The organism is Mesorhizobium salmacidum (SeqCode) (genome assembly GCF_037179605.1).
In the GTDB taxonomy this organism is placed as follows: Bacteria; Pseudomonadota; Alphaproteobacteria; order Rhizobiales; family Rhizobiaceae; genus Mesorhizobium; species Mesorhizobium salmacidum.
Genome location: NZ_JAPYKS010000029.1, coordinates 18,571 through 37,027, shown reverse-complemented (window position 1 = coordinate 37,027; position 18,457 = coordinate 18,571). Strand labels below are relative to the sequence as shown.

General features: G+C 59.0%; 13 protein-coding genes and 1 pseudogene. 6 read left to right on the top strand and 8 right to left on the bottom strand.

All coding sequences use genetic code 11. The features are described 5' to 3' along the window. Nucleotides 1–221 precede the first annotated feature (221 nt). Entirely contained in the window at nt 222–878 is a 657-nt protein-coding gene (locus tag O7A60_RS27555; protein ID WP_337108874.1) for a GntR family transcriptional regulator, read from the top strand. 1,418 nt (nt 879–2,296) lie between these two features. Further along, a complete protein-coding gene (locus tag O7A60_RS27550) occupies nt 2,297–3,517 on the top strand; it encodes a cation:proton antiporter (RefSeq protein ID WP_337108873.1) in 1,221 nt (406 codons plus the stop codon). A gap of 416 nt (nt 3,518–3,933) precedes the next feature. On the opposite strand, the gene O7A60_RS27545 is transcribed toward O7A60_RS27550, so the two are convergent. The 3 genes and pseudogenes from O7A60_RS27545 to O7A60_RS27535 all read right to left on the bottom strand — a co-directional run bounded on the left by O7A60_RS27545 (nt 3,934) and on the right by O7A60_RS27535 (nt 5,390). Continuing rightward, nucleotides 3,934–4,632 (bottom strand): ABC transporter ATP-binding protein, encoded by a 699-nt coding sequence (locus O7A60_RS27545; RefSeq protein ID WP_337108872.1) that lies wholly within the window; start codon nt 4,630–4,632, stop codon nt 3,934–3,936. After that, a pseudogene (locus tag O7A60_RS27540) lies at nt 4,629–4,736 on the bottom strand (ABC transporter ATP-binding protein C-terminal domain-containing protein); the annotation flags it as partial. The pseudogene O7A60_RS27540 and the gene O7A60_RS27545, both read right to left, overlap by 4 nt. Before the next feature lie 429 nt (nt 4,737–5,165). After that, a complete protein-coding gene (locus O7A60_RS27535) occupies nt 5,166–5,390 on the bottom strand; it encodes a hypothetical protein (protein WP_337108871.1) in 225 nt (74 codons plus the stop codon). A gap of 228 nt (nt 5,391–5,618) precedes the next feature. Between O7A60_RS27535 and O7A60_RS27530 the strand changes: the two genes are divergently transcribed. Beyond that, nucleotides 5,619–6,962 (top strand): phospholipase D-like domain-containing protein, encoded by a 1,344-nt coding sequence (locus O7A60_RS27530; RefSeq protein WP_337108870.1) that lies wholly within the window; start codon nt 5,619–5,621, stop codon nt 6,960–6,962. A 764-nt stretch (nt 6,963–7,726) separates the two neighbouring features. On the opposite strand, the gene O7A60_RS27525 is transcribed toward O7A60_RS27530, so the two are convergent. From O7A60_RS27525 to O7A60_RS27505, 5 genes are all read right to left on the bottom strand, one after another. Continuing rightward, nucleotides 7,727–8,191, bottom strand: a complete 465-nt coding sequence (locus O7A60_RS27525) for a hypothetical protein (protein ID WP_337108869.1) — start codon at nt 8,189–8,191, stop codon at nt 7,727–7,729. A gap of 720 nt (nt 8,192–8,911) precedes the next feature. Then, nucleotides 8,912–9,724 (bottom strand): PRC-barrel domain-containing protein, encoded by an 813-nt coding sequence (locus tag O7A60_RS27520; RefSeq protein WP_337108868.1) that lies wholly within the window; start codon nt 9,722–9,724, stop codon nt 8,912–8,914. An 866-nt stretch (nt 9,725–10,590) separates the two neighbouring features. Next, entirely contained in the window at nt 10,591–12,312 is a 1,722-nt protein-coding gene (locus O7A60_RS27515; RefSeq protein ID WP_337108889.1) for a PHP domain-containing protein, read from the bottom strand. A gap of 90 nt (nt 12,313–12,402) precedes the next feature. After that, nucleotides 12,403–14,274: a DNA ligase D gene (gene ligD / locus O7A60_RS27510; RefSeq protein WP_337108888.1), complete on the bottom strand. Its 1,872-nt coding sequence runs from the start codon at nt 14,272–14,274 to the stop codon at nt 12,403–12,405. Between the two features lie 273 nt (nt 14,275–14,547). After that, entirely contained in the window at nt 14,548–14,922 is a 375-nt protein-coding gene (locus O7A60_RS27505) for an ester cyclase (RefSeq protein WP_337108887.1), read from the bottom strand. A 117-nt stretch (nt 14,923–15,039) separates the two neighbouring features. Between O7A60_RS27505 and O7A60_RS27500 the strand changes: the two genes are divergently transcribed. The 3 genes from O7A60_RS27500 (at nt 15,040) to O7A60_RS27490 (ending at nt 18,455) form a co-directional block, all read left to right on the top strand. Beyond that, nucleotides 15,040–16,143, top strand: coding sequence for a nucleotidyltransferase family protein (locus tag O7A60_RS27500; protein WP_337108867.1), 1,104 nt, complete (start codon nt 15,040–15,042; stop codon nt 16,141–16,143). Between the two features lie 946 nt (nt 16,144–17,089). Continuing rightward, on the top strand, nt 17,090–17,314 hold the full coding sequence (locus tag O7A60_RS27495) for a hypothetical protein (RefSeq protein ID WP_337108866.1): 225 nt from the start codon (nt 17,090–17,092) through the stop codon (nt 17,312–17,314). A 106-nt stretch (nt 17,315–17,420) separates the two neighbouring features. After that, nucleotides 17,421–18,455, top strand: coding sequence for an ABC transporter substrate-binding protein (locus O7A60_RS27490; RefSeq protein WP_337108865.1), 1,035 nt, complete (start codon nt 17,421–17,423; stop codon nt 18,453–18,455). Nucleotides 18,456–18,457 lie beyond the last annotated feature (2 nt).

Genomic DNA, 18,457 nt, shown 5'->3' with positions numbered 1-18,457 from the left:
CATCGAGCATCGCACGACAACCTTCCTCCTTCAACCCACGTAGCGCAGGACGTCAGATATTCGGAGTTTTGTATGACAATTCGCCTCACATTGGAGAGCAGTCGCTCGCATCCCCCGCGGTCGCGCTGGACAGCATCCTTGCGAGCGTGAGGAGCTTCGAAGTCCTCAGGACGGTGGCCCCGATGTATGGTATTTCGAGAAACTTATGATATTCCTGTCAAATGCTTGCGAACGCGTCCGACGCCACGATATCGGATACGGCCTATCGGCAGATACGGGCCGATATAATCTTTGGCCGACTTGTTCCCGGCGAGAAGCTCAAGCTGGAAAGACTGAAGGGCCTCTATGGAGCCAGCGTCTCAACCCTGCGGGAAATACTAAACCGCCTGGCTTCCGATGGGCTCGTCGTTGCAGAAGGACAGCGGGGCTTCGAAGTTGCGCCGGTCTCGCCAGGGGACCTCAAGGAAATTGCTGCGTTGCGTCAATTGCTCGAATGCCACGCGATGGAATTGTCATTCGGCGCCGGCGATGTGGAATGGGAGGGCAAGGTGGTGTCGGCCCACCACAAGCTACACCAGATGGAAATCAGGATGATTAGCGGAGACCGGTCGGTCACCAAGGACTGGAAACGCTACGACTGGGAGTTCCACCAGTCGCTGATCTCCGCCTGCGGGTCCCGTGCGCTTATGGAAACGCATGCCGCGATTTTTGACAAATATTTGCGGTATCAGATGATTTCGCTGACTTTTCGTGGGCAAATCGCCGCCGACGAACACCGACAGTTGCTGGATGCAGCGTTGACCCGGGATGTGGTCACGGCGCAGACCGTGCTGCGCCGGCATGTCGAGGCAGGCGTCAAGCATGGTTTGACCGCCTGAGCGGAATGCCTTGGCGGCAGCCACACTGCGGGGCAGGAACTGCCCGCGCGTCGTCCCGGAGATCGGCGCATCTATAATCGCGTCTTATGTAGGACGCGCCACTTCCGGCGCGACCTAATGCGTAGGCCCGATACAGATTGCCGCGCGCTTGTTCCCACGGCGTCGCCGACAACGAAATCTCCAGCACCGAACAACGATGCCCGCAATCTGATCAGTGAAAACGGGTTCAGAGACACCCCGAGTGGTGACAACCCTCGGAACTCTTTAAAGGGCTACTGAGGTGGCGGCGCAGGACCATCAACTATGCCTGAAATCTTCGAAAAAATGGGCTCACCAAACGCACCAAGTGCAATCCTTGTGAATGCTGTCTCAGTTTAAGACTCCTTAGAATCTTGCCCTTCTCCTGCAGCTCACGATGACGTCCACGACGCCCATTCCCGGCAAAGGTTAAGGTCGCTGCGACCAGTCAGATGCGTCCGCCTGAACGAACAGGTAAATGACGATGGCCAGCAACACCGCTAGCATTATCCAGATCATGAGTTTCGAGATGTTCACAGGCAGCAGATAATCGGATGGCGCTCAGGCAGCAATTCACATTTGCGCATGGGAGCGTTTGATGGATAAGATTGCACGATCGCATTATCGCTCTTGATCGGCCCCTTTTCTTAGCGTTCCCTGATGCGTTGTGACGAGATCGATTTTGGAACCGGGATTCGCTGTCGCTGCTGGGGTCGCCCTGTCGACTGCACTCGGCTATCTCGCCTACGCTTGGCCGGGCGACGCCGTGCCCATGCTGGAATGGCTCGCCAGTCCGCTTACGTTCAGCACCCTTCTCTGGGCCGCGCTCGGAGCGATGTTCGGGCACAGCGCCTTGCAATTCCAGCGAGGCCGCACAAGTGTCAGCCGCAAAATGCAGCGCGACGAAACACCATAACGGACAAGAGCCTGCTAGAGATGCGGAGGCGGAGGTGAGCACCACGCGCGTATCGCGCTGCGAACCATTGTCCCACTGAGTGTCGTCAAACTTCTGCGCCTGTGAAGCTGAGGGTGCGGGAAGGGCGGAGACGCAAGCCCCAGGATCCGGAGTACACGCCGTCGCCGTTAGTCTAGCACGACACCAGCCCGGCGGCCTGAGGTCAACTCACCGAGAGCAGATAGCCTGGCAACGTCTTCAAACCATCGGTCACGAAGCATTGCGTAGGCGGCCTATTTTGCTTTACCCCGCATTGTTCCGTCTCCGACGAGTTTGTGATCAGGAACATATTGGCGCGACCAGATCGGCCGGAGCGCGTGGGAAGTCCATCCGGGCCTGCTCTCGGCACATCGCCGCTTCGGATTACGCGAACTTCGTCGCACCGGCGGTTCCAGTGGAGCCTCAGGGCCCTAGTTGACCTGATCAGACCAAACCTGAGGCCGCCATGAACGATCTTTCAATCCTCACCCTGGGGATGATCCTGCTCACCGCTTCTTTGGTGGCGATGATCTCCAGACGGCTGCAACTTCCTTACAGCGTCGGGCTTGTTGCGGCAGGTGTCGCCCTTGGCTTCATGCCCGGCGTTGCCGAACTCCCCCTCAGTCGGGATCTGATTTTCACGGTGTTTTTGCCACCGCTGATCTTCCAGGCGGCACTTGCGATCGAGTGGCGTTATTTTCGGGTGAATCTGCCGGTCACCATTCTGCTCACGTTTCCCGGGGTCGCGATTGCCGCCGCAGTGGTTGCGGCTGGCATGCATTTGCTGCTCGGATGGACTTGGATCGGTGCCGGGCTGTTCGGCGTGCTGATAGCGGCGACCGATCCGGTGTCGGTTATCGCGGCGTTCAAGGAGATGAAGGTTCAGCCCCGCCTCGCTCTGCTTGTCGAATCAGAAAGTCTGCTCAATGACGGCGCAGCCGCGGTTGGCTTCGGAATCCTCGCGACAATCGCGGCAGGCGCCGAAGCGACGTCCCTGAGCATTGCTGGGTCGCTGCTCTGGACGGTCGCGGGTGGGATTGCCTCCGGCGCGGCCGTGGCAGCTGTGCTCCTTGTGATCGCCGGCCGGACCGAAGACCATCTCGTTGAAATTACCCTGACGACCATCGCGGCCTATGGTTCGTTTCTGCTTGCGGAGGATCTTGGCATGTCGGGCGTGCTGGCTACTCTCACCGCAGGCTTGATTGTCGGCAACGTCGGCTGGAAAGGCGCTATTTCCGCCAATGCCAGAAGTCACGTTCTGGCGTTCTGGGAGTACGCGGCCTTCCTGGCAAATTCGATCGTGTTCATCCTGATCGGCGGCCATGAAGCCCATCAGCCGTTTGGGATATTCGCAGGCACCTCGGCGGTCGCTGTCATGCTCGTGCTGGTTGGTCGGACCTTGGCCATTTATCCTTTCTGTGCCCTCCTTGCTGCGACGCCCCTCAAGGTGGATGCAAGCTACCAGCACATTTTGGTCTGGGGCGGTCTGCGCGGCGCGCTTGCTCTGGCCCTGGCGCTCGCACTTCCTGAAAACATCGCCGAGCGCAGTCAAATAATCGTTGTCGCATTCGCAGTCGTTGCCTTTTCCATCTTTGTCCAAGGCTTGACCATGCCGTGGCTCATCAGACGAATGGGTCTGACCGCCGAAAGCGCGGGTTCGGCTAGACGCGACCGCAGCAGCCGGTGAACAAGTCGACGGCGTTCTGGGGTTCTCGGCTGCTGAAGGCGCTGTGCTGTCACCACGACTGAAAAGAGATGCCACTCGGTTGCACCCGGGCTGCACCGGGCGTGCGGCGCGTGCCTGTCCACCAGACCGCCATGCACCGTTTGCGAACTGAGCGCAGCGCCCAGTTGAGCGTGAACGACAACAATCAAGGGTGACGCGTTCAACCAGCGCAGCGACCTGTCCCAAGCTGATCCGTCACGCCGAGCGCGACGGATGTCGTGTGGGCCTGGCGAGCTCTCCCCACTCAGCAGCTGCTCGCAGAGGCTGCTTGTGAGGGTCTGCCGGGTGCAACGGCGCTGCGTGGTCCGGGTTGCGGGACCTGATTCCAGTCGCGCGCCTGCGGTCGCGGGACGACCAGGAACACCAGATCGCCCCAGCTAAACACCGACATAGCGTTGCAAGAGTTCGGGCTGCGCCTTGATCTCCGCGGCAGGGCCTTCGTGGACGATATGACCGTTGTTGATGATGTAGACGCGCTTTGCCAACGACAGCGTTGCAGCCAGGTTCTGTTCGACCAGAACGAGGGTGTGGCCGGCCTCGGCTAGGTCGCGGCAGGTGCGAACGAGATTCTGTACGATGACAGGTGCAAGGCCCTCGAACGGCTCGTCGAGCAGGACGATTTTCGGGTCCCGAACAAGAGCGCGGGCGATCGCCAGCATCTGCTGTTCGCCGCCCGAAAGATCGGTACCCCGGCTGCCGCGGCGCTCTTTCAGCCGTGGGAACATCTCGTATATACGCTCGAGCGGCCATCTGTTGTCGGCGGCCAATCCAGCCAGGATGATGTTGTCTTCAACGGTCAAGCTGCCGAAGATGCGGCGATCTTCGTGGACCAGCTGCATTCCGCGTCGAGCTATGCTGTGTGCCTTCCTGCCGGCCAGTTCCTCACCATCCAGCTTGATACTGCCCGTACGCGGGCTCACAACACCCATCAGGCTCTTCAGCGTCGTCGACTTGCCGGCGCCGTTCCTGCCAAGAAGCGCGATCACCTGGTGCTTTTCAACACGCAACGACACGTCGAATAGAATGTGGCTGTCACCGTAGTAGCTGTTCAGCCCGGCGACCTCGAGCAGGCTCATGCTACCTCCTCGTGGATCCCGCCGAGATACGCTTCCTGCACCTTTGCATTGGCCTTGATCTCCTCTGGCGTTCCTTCCACGAGGACGCGGCCCTCCTGCAGCAGCGGGGTGATCGCCCTAATTTATTTCGCCTACTGCTACCCGGTTCTGCGTTTCACGCGTTGGGCGGAGCGTAAGGTCGGCGGCACCCGTTTCATAATCTCGATTGAGCCCGCAGTTGCCGGCAACGGAGGTGTGATCAGGCTCTGGACACGCGCGGCACGCGGACAGGCACTTTCGGGTGCGCAAACGTCTCGAAAATCTCCCGCACCGCGGCTGGCGCCAGTGAGCCGGCCTTCGCCTGGAAGCGCTCGAGCATCGCCCCCTAGGCGGCTGAGGCGCGAAGAAGCGTGCTTCCAGATCGTCCAGGCCTTCAAATATCATCTGCTCAAAGGCGGGGTTTGCCAGCCAGGCCGGGAAGCCGCGCAAGACCATCCCAAAGTTGATGTCGAAGCCCTCCTGGGCAATCTCGCCGCCTATGCCTCGGGTATCGGTCAGAGCATCGTTTCCCTGCAGCGGGCCCGCGACTTCAACGAGAAGATCGCGGCCGTCACTGCCTCGCGGCCTTCACCGGTGGCCTTGCGAAAGAGGTTCTCGGCAACCTGGCGTTGGCCTTGGTCTGAGGTGATGAAGTTCCTATCGATGTCCTTGCGCAGAGTCTTGGGATCGTTGCCGATGAAACCGGCAAGGTCGGGTTCCGGCACGCGGTAGCCGGCCAAAGCCTCAACCTGGCGGCGATCAAACCCATCGGGTGTATGCCGCGGCCGGGCATCAGGCAGCCTGCTGGGGCCGCTCGGCGGCAACCGCAGACGCAATCAGGACGCTGCTCATGAACGATGCTGGCGGCGAGGTTCATCCTCTACAATAGTGCCCACTTGCTCGTCTCGAACTTAAGGGGGGAACCCGCATCAATTTCAATAGTTCTTGGCAGGTCAAAGGGGACCAAAGTGCGGCCTAAAAGTTTCGGTGCATTGTCGGCTTTCAGAAATGCGGTCCCGACCGGACGCAGGTTCGCCCGTTGCCTCGACGCTCTCAAGTATGTCGCGGTGGCAATTGCCACGTGTCTCTTCACCCTGGTGGCCATAAACCTCACAGCCGAACCGCGTGTCCTGCGATCGATTGTGCCGCATCGTTTTGACGCGACCGATCCACAATTCGCGCGAAGCATGGCCGCTTATTCGCAAGGACAGGTATTCGAGGCAAACGCTGTGCAAACGCTGGTCAATGGAGATGAGATCTTCCCAGCGATGCTGCAGGCCATCCATGCGGCTCGGTCGACCATCGACATGGAAACTTACATCTATTGGTCCGGAACGGTCGGCTACGAGTTCGCCAATGCCTTGGCCGCGAAAGCGCGGGAGGGCGTCGAGGTTCGTGTGCTGGTGGACTGGGTCGGCAGTCTGCCATTCGACGAGGATCTCATCCACATCATGACAAGCGCGGGCGTGCGGTTTCAGCGCTACCGGCCTATCTACTGGTACACGCTTGACCGGGTGAATAACCGGACGCATCGGAAGCTGCTGATCGTTGACGGACGGTTCGCCTTTACCGGCGGGGTGGGTATCGCAGACAACTGGCTGGGGGACGCCCGCAACCCTGATGAATGGCGCGACACCCACTACCAGATCGAGGGCCCTGCTGTATCCGCCTTCCAGGCAGCCTTCGCTGAGAACTGGCTCGAGACCGCGGGCGAGACTTTGCAGGGAGAGAAGTTCTACCCGCCACCGGAAGCAGCGGGAGCACTGAGTGCTCAACTGGTGCTATCTTCACAGCCAAATGGCTCCGAAGGCATGGAGCTGATGATGTTGGCTGCGATAGCCGCCGCCAAAGAACACCTTCGGATAGGGATGGCCTATTTCGTCCCCGATGAGATTGCCTTGCAGCAAATATTGGACGCCAGAAAAAGAGGGGTGGCGGTTGATGTAATCTGTCCCAGCGGCCTGACAGATGTTCCCATCGTTCGAAAAGGCTCTCGCTATTTCTGGGGTGATTTGCTCAAGGCCGGAGTTCGGATTTATGAGTTCCAGCCCACCATGTACCACCCTAAACTCCTGATCGTTGACGATGTATGGGCGAGCTTTGGTTCAACCAACCTGGACGAGCGGTCTTTGCGGCTGAACGACGAAGCCTCTCTGAACGTCTTCGGCCGGGATTTTGCGCGCACGCAAATCGACTTGTTCAACGAAGACCTCAAGCGATCAAGGGAGATCAGTTTTGCCGAATGGCAATCGCGTCCATTGAGCGAGAAGGTCACGGACTGGATGGCCAGCAGGGCGCATTCACAACTTTAGATGTTTAGCCCCGGCATTTGCTGAAGCGAATTGAATCTGGAGCGTCCCGGTTGTGATGCCACGCCTTGCATATGAACTCGTAGGGTTAGTTTGCCGCTCATGCGTGGAGACATGATGGCTCCGATCTCACAGCGCATGGGCCGAGGCTCGCGGAGGACTTTTGCGGTTGTGGGTCCGACACTGGTCGAACTCGCACGTTATCGGCCCGCGCACGGTCAGGCCCGACTTCATCGAAAAGCTGCCGCTGGACGGCCTTTCAAGCAGGATAGGCTGGTCGCGACGGAGATGGCCCCAGGCCCATCACCCCGCGCTGGCGATGGATACTCGGCTCGGGGAAAGCGGCATGGCGTCGACGCGGCCCCCCGCCCAATGGCGCAGTATGCGGACCTCGCCCAGAAGCTCTGCTGAACCTTCAGGCCTTCCAGGAGCATCGCTTCGCTTTTCTCCCGCTCGGAGATGACGGAGTAGCCGCGTTGCGTGAACGTTATGTTTTCGCCAAGTCGTTTTGACCAGCTCTCCCATTCACGCACGGTGAGCGCGAAGAGTTCAGTCCAAGCAAGCGATAGGAAGCCCGGTCCGATGAGAATGGAACCGGTCGGAACCGACGCCCTTCATCATGCCATTTGCCGGCTTTCGCCCGGGCATGTCCGTACTTGATGCTCGCCCGTTATTGTCACAGGCAGCGATGTCAGGTTCCAAATATACCGTCGTTCCTGTGCTTGGACCTTTTCCGGTCACTGCCTATTTCAGCTTGCTCGGGCCTCTTACTCCCTCGCGTGAGTTAAAATGCGGAATACCGGCCAATGGGCAATCGCTTCACGCAGTTTGCTGAAAAGCTTGCCTTCTTTGTTGATGGCAGATCGAACTTGAACGGCAGCCCATCCGGCTTTCATCGTCCCGCCGACATGGCAATGGCAGACGACAGCGTGCAACTGCCAATCCGTAAGCTCGAAGAAGCGTTTCGCTTCGCCATACGTATCGTTCTTCAGCCCTTCAGCCCGCAAAGTTGGATCGGCGAAAGCGATGCTGAGCGCGGAGCCGAGGGACTGGGTTTTGTCGCGCACGTCCAAGGTCATGTATTCCGTCCCGGGGAAGGCGGCGAGGCACCGCTCGGGATTTCGCTCGAGCAGCATGGCCCAGTGTTCCAAACGCTGGCGCCGCGTCATAGCCGGAAAGGATGCTTCGACTTCCGCGACGCCATGCAGTTCCGCAAGTGTCTGATGTTTCATGGCCATCTCCTATTGGCGAGGCCTTCGCCTGCAACAGGCCGAAGTAGCCTCAGTCGTCCCTATGCAGGCGAACCTGCAGCCCGTCGGGAAGTTCCACTGGCGAGAAAATTTGACAAGCGGCTGCTCCGATTTCCCGCTGTCTCGGTGCCTTGGACCATGCCATGCAACGAGTTGCTTCGATGCTTGGACCAAACGTCGGAGCAACGGGTAATCCTTCAGATCCTTGTAAGGCGTGAGATCTAATCCCGGATACGCAGCGAAGCTGTTCGTCATCGATCGCTTTCTCATGGCTCTTAATGACGCTTTGGTAGTGCCGCCAGGTCAGGCCACCCTCTGACCGCGTCTCTTTCGACGCGCGAAGCGATTTGATGAGCGTGCAGATAATGAAGGCGCAACTCGTTCAAGAGAGCTTTTCAACAATTTCGTGGCACACCAGAAACGGTTCCAGGCGCACGTCCTCGCCTCTCCATCTGATGGTGCGCGGCAGGTGTCGGTCGACGTAAATTTTCATTGCATCGCTGCTTTACCCAGCAATGTAAGGAAGATCGAGCTGGTGGCTGACCTTAAACTCGTCGATGAAGCACGGATACGACATCAGACAGAACGAGGTCGCTGATATCTTCAGAGCTATGACGGACCTCGTCGGCTAATTTCACGTCCGCTCCTGCTATTTGGCTGCCGAAGCGCCCGCCCGAAGGCGAACGCTTCGAGATGACTTTTTTACTTATTGACGATGATACGCTGCTTGTCGCGGTTTTGTGCGTAAGTTGCCTTGTCGTAGGCAGTCTGCGCCTCCAGCTGGTCCTTAGTGAAGTTCGTATAGAGGTAACGGTTGCCGTTTTTGTCGGTCATGAACTTGAGGTTCTCCATACCGACGGCGACCTCCTTTTCGCCGATGCCCAGAAAGCCGCCTACATCAACGATTATCGAGTCGACCTTCTTGTCACCGGTCAGGATAACGTCGCCGATCTCGCCGACCTTCGCATCATCTGCGCCATAGACGTTGGTTCCGATCAGATTTGCCGCACTGATTTTGTCTGACGGCATTTCGGTCAAGGTCGACTTGTCGATCGAGGCCGTCGCAGTCGTATCGGTTTTGCCATTAGCCGCTTGGCTGTCGGCGGTGCTGTTGGTCGGCTGGGCCGTTGGGACTGCCGCAGTATCGTAAGCCTTCGTATCGAAATTGGGCTGAGCTTTAAGCTCATCCTTGGTCGTCTTTGCGACCAACCAGCGATCGCCCTTCTTGTTGATCCATTCAAGCTTGTTGAAGTCGTAGGCCACATTTTTTTCGCCCACACCAAGGAAACCGCCGACGCCAATGACGACGAGTTTGGCGTTCCCGTCCTTGTCCAGGACAATGTCATTAACATCGCCGATCTTCGTCGCGTCATCGGCGCTGCTGTCATAGACCGCGGCTCCCATGATCTTCGAGACGAGTTTGCCATCGGTGACCGGGGCAACAGCCTCCGTCTGGGTAGCAGGCTTGCTGGTATTTGCGGCCTGTGCACCGGCCGTGCAGAGCGCTGTCGACATGAGAGCCGCCGTCGCTATCGTAGTTAGGATCTTCCGCATCATTGTGAAATTCCTCCTGTTGCCTGGTTGGTGACGTCGGTAGCTGCCAACGCCCTTTCGACCAACGAAAACAACGGCCCTAGGTTCCGGGAGTAGGTCCATGGTCCTAACGATATAGACTGATGGCTCATGCAGAACCTGATGCTACGTTGGCGACAGGGGTAGCGCGGCTACTTCGGGAAGAGAGCCATCCCTGGGCCCGCAGGCGAGCATTCCTGGCGGCGTTTCGCGCGGCGCCCGGTCCCCAAGCTGGCTCTCTCATATTTTGGATCCGAACGGGACTCCGAGTTGGCCAGTTCGCCAGCACCTTCACCCCGCGACGGTCACGCGCTGCGCTACGCCAACGGCTCCGCGCCAGCGCCCGTGGCTCCACCCGCCCAGCAGGGCATACCCAACGCCGGGAACGAACTCAGAACTGGATAGAAACTGGGGCAACGTCACGTTCAGCTCATATCCGGAACGCCAGGACCTCCGGTTGGATTTCGAGCCGGTGCATAGCTCCGCCTGTGGCGATGAAGTACAGCCGAACCGCCTCGATCCGATTGACAAGCTCGGCCTTGACGGGCTTACGACTTTGCACGGGCCTTCTTCCCCAACCAAGACGATCCCGAACCTGGTCCACTGGTTCCTCGCATCCAAAACGTAAAACGCCGGTCTAAACGCCGAAAAGCAGAGCGCCTCTGCGTGATCTCGCTTAAACTGCGAGGGGCATGTTGACCGCCACAAGAAAGGGGTTGCGTTATGAGGCTCCTTCATCGCGTTCCCGGCGCTCCGAGCGATCCACACCAGGCAGCGACTAATTGAGAACTGGTGCCTGTTTGGGGCCGCTAGGAACTCGGGCCTCGTGCGACAGCTTTCCGCGCAGGCGAGCGGCGCTTGCCGCCGGTTTTTGACCCGGACTTGCGCTTTGAAAGGTGCGCAAGCAGAGCTGCCAAAGTCAGCGCATTAAGAACCCGCGTCCTGGGCACTCCTCCCTTGCGGGCCATCTCGACACCCCAATGCATGTGGTCGAGTTCGCGGATTGAATGAGCGTCCGGATTGATGCTGAAGATGCAGCCGTAGTCGAGCGCCTGTTGATGCCACCGCCAGTCGAGATCGAGCCGCCACGGATGCGCATTGATTTCGATAGCGACGCCATATTTTGCGCACGCTCTGAGGACCTTGGCGACGTCCAGGTCATAGCCGGGACGACGCAACAACTGGCGACCGGTCATGTGCCCGATAATTGTCGTGAGGGGATTCGCGATTGCCTCAATGATACGCTCTGTCTGCTCTTTCTTAGGCAACTTGAAGCGGCTGTGCACGCTCGCGACAACGAAATCAAACTGCTTCAAGACGTGGTCCGGATAATCAAGCGAGCCGTCGGCCAGGATGTCTGCCTCGATGCCCTTCAGGACACGGAATTTACCACCGTACTTCGTGTTCAGCCGATCCGCGTCGCGGTGCTGTTCAGTGATCTCCTGCAGTGTGAGCCCGCCCGCGTAGTGGGCAGACTGCGAATGGTCGGCGACACCAAAGTATTCAAACCCGCGCTTACGTGTCGCTTCAGCCATTGCCTCAAGCGTTTCGGTGCCATCGGATGCGGTCGTGTGAGAATGCAGGATGCCATGCAGATCTCCGTCCCGGACGAGGGGTGGTAGCTGCTGGCTCGCTGCCCGCTCAATCTCGTCCCTGCCTTCGCGCAGTTCGGGTTCGATGAACTGCAGGTCCAACGCTTCGTAGATTTCCTCCTCTGTCGCTGCTGCGATCAGCTTTCTGCCGCGATAGAGCCCGTCGGGTTTGAGGGCGAACCCTCTCTCGGTCGCGTACATCTTCAACTGCTCAAGATGGGCGGCCGAACCGGTTGCTTCGAGAAGGCTCGCGCCAAAGTGCTTCTTGTCTGTGACCACAAGTGTGAGGGTGGACTGCTCGATCGCGGTCCGCTTCTTCCCCATTGCGACCAGTGCGAGGTCGGTGACCAGTTCGCAACCGCGCCGGAAATCACCGGCAATTTCCACGCGCGAAAACTCGGGATGCTCTTGCTTCACCGACATGATCGCATGCTCAAGAAGAGCGGCGGCCTTGTGCAGGTGAAGCTGTGTTTCGCCGCTTCGCGCGATAGGGAGGTTCTGCAGAATTTTTGTCTGAAGCGAAGCACCGAGGCCTTTGACTGGCCGGATTCGATCTGCCTTTGCGGCGGCTTCGAGCTCAGCCAACGAGTTCACGCCGAGCGCCTGATGAAGCTTCAGGATCTTGTCGGGCCGAAGCCCTGGTACGGTAAAAAGCTCCATCACACCTGCCGGCACCTCGTCGCGCAGCTTCTCAAGGCGTGGATGCGTGCCCGTTTCATAGAGCTTGCGCACAATATCTGCGATCGCGTTACCGATCCCCGGGATCCTGATGAGGGCGCCCGCGGCGATGATCCGGTCGAGCGGCTGCGACAACGCAGCCAGACTGTCGGCAGCGCGCAGATATGCTTTGGTGCGATAGGGGTTGTCCCCGCGCAGCGCCGTGCGATGTCCGTATTCCCTTAGGAGGCTGGCGACTGTCCTGGTATCGGTTTTTGCCATGGTCGAGGCAAACGGGGCCAATCTTCGCAGGTTCCAATCAGGCCAAGGCAACGAAGCCGTTACCAGCCTTACTGCCTTCGCGGAGTGGGGCTACAAATTAGGCAATGATTGGTCGGCTCGCCCCCATCCCGCCAGAGATTTGCTGGTTGCGCGTTTCTTCAATTCAGAAGCGTCGCCGACGTGGAAATGCGAGGGCGCATCAATCGTCTTCATTTCCGCCCAGGTGATCGGCGCCGCGACCGGAGCGCCCGATCGGGACCTTGCGCTGTAGGGCATGATCGCGGTCGCCCCACGCTGGTTGCGCAAATAGTCCACAAAGATGCGACCCTTCCGGCGCTTCTTCGACAACCCGGCCGTAAAGTGAGAGGGATCGCTTTGAGCGACCGCTTGCGCGAGGCGATGCGCGAAGTCTTTCACTTGCGGCCACTCGGCCTGAGGGGTGAGCGGCGCGATCACATGCACTCCTTTGCCTCCGGTCAGCATCGGGAATGTCGTAAGTCCCAATGATTTCAGAATATCACGAAACTGGAAAGCTGCGGCCCGGACAGCTTCAAAATCGAGACCCACATCGGGGTCGAGATCGAAAACGAGGCGGTCGGCCTTTTCGATATCCTCGATCCGAGCTCCCCACCCATGCAGCTCGATCGTTCCCATCTGTACGCAGGTCATCAGCCCATCGGCATCGTCGACATAAAGGTATGGCTCCTCGTGGCCGTCCTTTTCAGTGATACCGACGTGGTGGACTTTGTCGCCAAAGCTCCCGGCATCATGCTTCTGGAAGAAGCACTTCTTGGCCCGGCCTTGGGGACACCGAACCAGACTGATCGGTCGACTCCCAACCCAAGGAAGCATGATCTCAGCGACGGCCGCGTAGTGGTCGGCGAGCTGACCCTTGGTGATATTCGACTCCGGATAGATCACGCGGTCACGGTTGCTGATGGCGATGGTCTTCGCCGGCGACGTGGTCAGCTTGGCTGTGCGACGTTCCGTCTCCAGCACGACCGCCTCCGGCTTCTTGTCTTCGCGCAGACCGAGGTAGCTCGGATGTCTCAGCGTTCCTTCGTTAGTCATCTCGGTGAAGGCAATCTCCGCGACCAGCTTGGGGCGAAGCCAGTGTGCTCCGCGAACTTCGGCTCGCGGCGCCGCGACGGTCGCGGCCTTCTGCTCGAGCGGTGCCATGATCTCCATGAGACGGAAAAGTTCAGCTGTATCGAAGCCGGTACCGACTTTTCCGGCATAACGCAGCTTGCCGCCATCATGCACTCCAAGGATCAATGACCGGAACGCGCGGACCTTTTCGGACGGCGTCCAACCGACAATCACGAACTCCTGCCGGTTGATGCACTTGATCTTGAGCCAGTTTCCGCCGCGGGCCGCCACATAATGCGAATCGGCGAGCTTGGAAACCACCCCCTCGAGCCCGGCTGCGCAAAAGCGGTCGAGCAGCTCTTCTCCGCGCCCCAGAATATGATCAGAATAACGAAGCACCGGGTTCTTCGCGGGCAAAATCCTCTGGAGCTTTTCCTTGCGTTCAAGGAGAGGATGCTTCGTAAGATCTTCGCCGTCGAGTTGAAGGAGGTCGAACGCATAAAAGTCGATAGTGGCTGGTGCACCCTTTAATGCGTTCTGAAGCGCCTGGAAGTTTGATCGTCCGTCGGCATCGACAACGACGGCCTCTCCGTCAATCAGGGCAGAGCGGACCTGGAGCTTGCGGGCCTCCGAAAGAATGGACGGAAAACGGTGAGACCAGTCCAGGCCAGATCGCGTGTAGGCACGCGCTTCGCCGCTGCCGACCGCAACAAGAATGCGATAGCCGTCGTATTTCATTTCGTGGATCCAGCGGTCGCCGGCAGGGACGACGTCCACGAGCGTTGCGAGCTGGACGGGCCGAAAAGTGGGCAGTGCTAAATTGGCTTGGTCTCGCGTTGGCGACGTCGCTTGATGAGCGGTTGACCCCTGCATTGCCTTACGCGACGTTGGCATGACCACTCTCACCCGCCCCGTACCCAAGACGAAATGGCTTAATCGCGTCCAACGCGCGACTACTTCTTAAGTTTCGCCGAGAAGCTTGGACCTTGTTGCCATCATTGTCGCGCCTTATCCGCGCCTCGGCATGCTCTCAGCTGAATCCGTACTGCCTGCCTCCGTCCACCATCTTCTCAGTTTGCCCGCACAATGTCGCCGGGCCGGGCAAGAGCCAGAGTAGTTGCGGAGATCGCTTGAAGCGTCGCGGTGTCACGGGCCTATCGGCCTTCCGCACCAAGTTCGTGAAAGAAACTCCGGGTAATCGGTCCGCACCCACTCCTCAATGAGCCGGCCTTCATCGTCGAAACGAAAAATGTTGGACAAATCCCAGGTCACACGCCGGCCGTTCGGAGGCGGGGGGCCGACGGGCGACTGTGTGAATTCGCGGGCAAAGCGTCCCTCGATCCAGGTTTGGCAGGCGACATAGTCACCTTCGACGATGATGATGCCCCGCGGGATCGAGCGATGGTCGAATGCTATGGACTTGAAGTAGTTGGTAAGCCCGGCGTAGTCCACCTCGAAGCCATCCGGGCCGTGGAAACGGAACTTCTCCGTGGCGAAGCACCACGATCGCCGCGCCTGGATGGTTGGCCGATGTGGCAGCGTTATAAGACCTCTGCAATTGTCTTATAACGTCACTTGCGTCGCTTGAGCTCATGTCGTTATAAGAGAAACGCATTTTTCTTATAACGGAGCCGACGCATGAAGACGGTCGATCCCGTTTATCGCACGATGTATGCGGAACTCGTTCAGCGCTGCCTTGATGCATCGTTCGTAACCGACCTCTCCACGGCGGGAAATTTCGTCCGGGTTCCGGTGAAGGGGCGGGTCTATTGGTATTTTGAGGAAGCCCAACCCAAGAAAACGCGGAAGTATGTCGGCTCGTCCGAGGATCCCGAGATCGCGAAACGCGTTGAAGCCTTCCAAGAGATCAAAGAAGACCTCCGTAGCCGACGGAAACTCGTCTCTACGCTGACTCGCGAAGCAGGGCTGACCGCACCGGACCGGTTCACTGGCGATGTCGTTGAAGCCATGGGAGCAGCAGGAATCTTCCGCCTAAGAGGCGTGCTCGTCGGTACGGTTGCCTTCCAGACGTATGCGGGACATCTCGGCGTAAGATTGCCTGGTGCTTCATTGCAAACCGGCGATGCCGATTTCGCGCAGCACTACTTGATTTCGTCGTCAGTCGAAGACACCCTGCCGCCGATCCTGGAAATCTTGAGAGAGATTGATCCAACCTTCAGGGAGACCCCGCTTAGATCGGATTCCGGACACACGACCCAATTCGAGAATGCAACGAGATACAAGGTCGAGTTCCTCACACCGAACCGGGAATCCGGTGACTACACCGACCACGCCAGTCCGATGCCAGCACTGGGCGGAGCTTCGGCGCAGTCCTTGCGTTCCCTCGATTTCCTGATCCACGAGCCCATCCGGACCGTGATGCTGCATCGGTCAGGGGTGCCTGTAACCGTGCCGTCGCCGGAACGCTATGCAGTTCACAAGCTCATCGTCGCCTCTCGCCGGAAATCAGATGCAAACGGCGTCGCCAAGCGCGAAAAAGACGTCCATCAGGCCAGCCTCCTCGTCGAGGCACTGGAGGCGACCCGTCGCACGGATGACCTTGCAAAAGCGTTCTCGGAAGCGTGGGGTAGGGGGCAGCACTGGCGCGAGGCGATGCTGAAGGGGCTGAGCCTGATGCCGCCGAAGAAACGACAGGAAGTTGAGGACACAGTCAGAAAGGCCCTCGTCGAGATCGGCGAGGAGCTGGACGGCTTCGACTCGGCCGTGAACTCGAAGTCGTAGTCAAAAGGGCGAGACTCGAAAGCCGCCCTTGTCGCTTGGATTGAGGAGGACCAGCGTTGATCAGGATCGCTTTATAACCTAGCTGTTGAGGTCTGTTCGCCGTGTGTTCGTCCAAAAATCGCATAAAGGCAGTCTGGAATTTGCAGAGAATTTCCAGAAACCGCCATCTATTCGCGGCCTCAGATTTGCCAGCATGGCAAAGCTCCGAACGGATTCAATGGATTGGGTGACGCTGTCAGAGCCGTTTCGGCATCCAGGCTATGCATTGTTCGAGGCGTTCCAGCGTAGCTTTTGGCCAACGAAGCTGGTGACCCGCATTAAGCAAATTGGATTGCCTTTGGAAGCAGCCGCATTGATCAATTCGGACTCAAGCAGGACTATCCGATCTCCCTTCTGCTGAGCCTCCGTCAATCGTATTTCTCTAATCAGCCCAAGCTGCGCATATTCGACGTCACCATCCATGCAGCGTGGAGTAGCGCAAGAACACTAAACACCGGCAGATTTGAAAAACTCGCAAGAAGATGTCTCGCATCCCGGCTGATCACCCGCTGGCCATCCCCGCGAGGAACACCACCTGCTACCGGGGAATACGGCTGATCTGTGCCGTCTGGCACATCCTGAGCCTAGTTGCAGAAGAAACTTAATTGACTTTGTACGACCGTTTCAGAGCCTTTATCTAAAGAAGCCGGAGCACTGTGCATCCGGCGGCCGTGGCCGCCCTTCCGCGCGGTGCGGACGAGGATTTGCCGGAGAACGCCAAACCCAATGCGCTGCGTTTATCGCTCGCCGGTGTGCAGTTCGAATTCCAAAAGACTGTACCATTTCCGACCAAGGCGCCTGCTCACATCATTTGTTAAAGACTCAAAGGGGCAGGCGGAGTCATGTTGCAACGTTCAATCCACATCTGCGGGACGGAGGAGCCATGTTGTTTCCGGGTCAAGTCGTCATGTCCGACGAACTGGAAATGCTCACCCGCGTCTGTCGGACCGCCTGCAAAGAGCGGGATATTCCTCTCGACAGCCCGCAGGCACAGACACTCGCGTCCCATGTCCTGAAGCTTTTCCTGAACGGGCTTATGGGCGAGGAAGAGCTGCTAAGCGCCGAGCGAAACCGTATGAAAAGGCAAGCTCACATCGCCGCCTTGAATCAGCCGCCTGCTCCAGCGCGCTAAATCCCGACTCCTATTGGCGGCCCAGGCGTACCCGATGGTCAGCGCACCAGGAGGAACATTCCTGCCAGCCCGGCGTTAGGGGGGGTCCGCCACACCGGGTGCGCTCGTGCTGATCTCGAATCCTCCACGTGAGTGGCTCACCCGAGCCGATTGGCCCCTTATATCGCGGCGCGCGGTTCTTGCAGCGCTTTCCTCCTTAATCGTGGCCGGTCCCACTGCAGCCGCGTCTGGGCAATCCCGCCCTGTCCGGTTTGGCGTGCTCGGATTTGGCACGGCCGCCTGGGAAGTCGACGTGGTCCAACGATATGGGCTGGACATTTCGCACGGCGTCTCTCTCGAGGTGCGGCGTCTTGCCAGCACGGAAGCCGGCAAGACCGCGTTGCTGGCCGGCAGCGTCGACGTCATCGTATCGGATTGGGTCTGGGTGACGCGCCAGCGCGCGGAAGGCGCCGATCTTGTTTTTGTTCCCTATTCGCGCGCGGTCGGCGCACTTGAGGTACCCGCCGGTTCCCCCGTGCGCAGGCTAGCGGATTTCGATGGCAAACGGCTCGGGGTCGCGGGCGGCCCGCTCGACAAGAGCTGGATCTTGCTGCGTGCGCTTAACCTTCGACAGTCGGGACGCGACCTCGCCGCGAGCGTGCAGCCTGTATTCGGAGCGCCGCCTTTGCTCGAACAGGAATTCCTTGCAGGCCGGCTCAACGGGTTGCTGACATTCTGGAACTTCGCGGCCCAGCTCGAAGCCGCCGGAGCCCAGCGGTTGCTGAACGTTGGACAGATTCTGGAGGGGCTGGGCGTTTCCGGCGAGCTGCCGATGCTCGGCTATGTCTTCCATGAAGACTGGGCGCGTGCTGATCCTGCGGTTCTTACCGGTTTCCTGAAAACGGTCATGGCCGCAAAGTCGCTTCTCGCCACTTCCGACAGCGAATGGCACGCGCTGGCGCCGCAACTGGGAACAGATGATGTCCGGCTTCAGGCCGCCTTGCGCGACGCCTATCGGGATGGAATCCCCCGCCGCTTCGGCAGGAAGGAGCGCGACGACGCGGCGCGCCTGTTTTCAATTTTGGCCGATCTGGGCGGTGAAGCTCTGGTCGGCAAGGCGAAAGGCTTCGATCCCGGCATCTTTTGGAGCATACCCGCTTGAGA